The organism is Acidovorax cavernicola, from assembly GCF_003581445.1.
Genome location: NZ_QXMN01000241.1, coordinates 1 through 1180, shown reverse-complemented (window position 1 = coordinate 1180; position 1180 = coordinate 1). Strand labels below are relative to the sequence as shown.

Annotated in this window: 1 protein-coding gene; it reads right to left on the bottom strand. The window is 73.3% G+C overall.

Annotated features, from left to right (window positions below):
- Window positions 1-1180: UvrD-helicase domain-containing protein (locus tag D3H34_RS32845; RefSeq protein WP_147400606.1), on the bottom strand; the 1180-nt coding region annotated here is incomplete at both ends.

The following is a 1180-nucleotide window of genomic DNA, read 5'->3' as shown; positions in this document are numbered from 1 at the left end:
GCCGGGCCAGCGGCTGGTCGGGCGCGGCAAAGCCGGCTTCGGGATCGTTGAGCCACTGCACGATCTGCTCGGCGCAGCGCGCGGCGAAACCGCGCTGCGCGCGCTTGGCGGTCTGCAGCGGGTCGAGCTCGACCTGCAGCTGCAGCGCGGGCACGGCGCCGCCGGCGTCGCGGAACACTTCCTTGCGGCCCTGGGCCTGGACGGCAACGAAAGGCAGGGGATTGCCGGCCTCGCTGCGGAACATGAACGCGCCCGCGCCGTCGCGCGCTTCAGCCTGGCCGAACCAGTGGTTGACGGCGTCGACCAGCGTCTGCGTCGAACGGTAGTTCGTGCCCAGCACATAGTGGCGCCCGGCCGTCGCCGCGCGCGCCTGCAGGTAGCTGTAGATATCGGCGCCGCGAAAGCCGTAGATCGACTGCTTGGGATCGCCGATCAGCAGCAGCGCGGCCTGCGGGTCGTTGGCCGGCGTGCGGTAGATGCGGTCGAACAGCCGGTATTGCAGCGGCGAGGTGTCCTGGAATTCGTCGATCAGCGCGACCGGGTACTGCGCCTGGATGCGCGCGCACAGCGCCGCGCCGTTGTCGCCCGCGAGCGCGCGATCCAGCCGCTGCAGCAGGTCGGCAAAGCCGAACGTGCCCTGCTGGCGCTTGAGCTGCGCGAGCCGCTGCAAGACGCGCGCCGCGGCGTGCAGGCGCAGCCGCGTGGACAGCGCGGGCAGCTTCGCCAGGTCGGCGAGCAGCTGCTGCAGCGCCTCGAAGCCCGGCGGCACGGCCAGCGCGGGCGCGCCTTTTTTTCGCGCTTCGAGCAGGCCTTCGGGGCTGAGCCGGTGGCGCGCGGAATCGGTCAGGGTCAGCTCGGCCTCCAGCGGATCCGCGGCCCAGTCGATCACGCTTTGCAGCCAGCCCGTGTAATGGCGCGGCGCGAGCTTGCGCCCGTCCCAGTGCGCGCCCGGCGCCGCGACCTGGGCGTCGAGCCAGTCGCGCAGCGCCTGCGCCTGCGCGCCCCAGCCCTGGGCGAGTGCGGTCAGCGCCGTGGCGCGTTCGGCCTGCGCGGACTGCACGGCGTCGGCCAGGCTGCCCGCACCCGCGGCCGGGTCCACGGCCTGGTCGAGCAGGCCGCGCATGTCCTGGGCCAGCGCATCGAGCCCGCTCCAGACGCCCAGCACGGTCTCGAGCAGCTC